This window comes from Methanomassiliicoccales archaeon (assembly GCA_029907465.1).
Lineage (GTDB): Archaea > Thermoplasmatota > Thermoplasmata > Methanomassiliicoccales > JACIVX01 > JACIVX01.
Genome location: JARYLV010000043.1, coordinates 1 through 712 on the forward strand (window position 1 = coordinate 1; position 712 = coordinate 712).

Genomic DNA, 712 nt, shown 5'->3' on the forward strand with positions numbered 1-712 from the left:
CCTTTCCTTCACGAATTCACATTTCTGGCAACCCGGTTTAGTGAAGAGTAAAATCTCTGGCATTTTGATCGGGCAACCGAAATGTCTTAGCGAATTAATAGCTTACGGATAAAGCGAAAATTCCGTTTCTCATACCGAGCGATCTCGCTCGAGTTTCGCTCGAGGCTTTCATTCTCTGGTGAATTGAAAGAATCATGCTAATTTCAAGTTGCAATTTGAGAGCCGATTTATATCGATCTGATTTAGAAGATTCAGCATTGCCACAGCGAAAGGAATATAGACAGGAAAGCGTATTTTCGAAGGCCAAAATGGGCTCATGGTCTAGTGGTTATGACGTCGCCTTGACATCCTCTTTTGGAGGTCAGAACGGCGAAGTTCCCCGGTTCGAATCCGGGTGAGCCCACCTTCCATCCGAGTTATCTTTTTTTTGACTCGTTTAGTTTGATCGGGCTGCATTTTCCTCTTTCCATATCCACTTTCAAGAGGAGCCATTCATAAAGCTCATCTTAACGAAAAAAAATCACAGAGTCTAGAATCAAGGATATACAGACTTATTGAAGTGCATTGATGGTCAGTCAAATTAGTTATAAATGCAAAAAAAGAAGATCATGATGAAATAATGGAAGCCGCGCAAACATATCCCTTCGAAAAGAAACTCGTCCTTTTGACACCGAGTCAAATTGAAATTGCTAAAAAGATTATAAAGAACTAC

At 40.6% G+C, this 712-nt stretch carries 1 tRNA gene; it reads left to right on the plus strand.

The features are described 5' to 3' along the window. Nucleotides 1-310 precede the first annotated feature (310 nt). Nucleotides 311-403 (plus strand) — tRNA-Val (locus QHH00_08500). Nucleotides 404-712 lie beyond the last annotated feature (309 nt).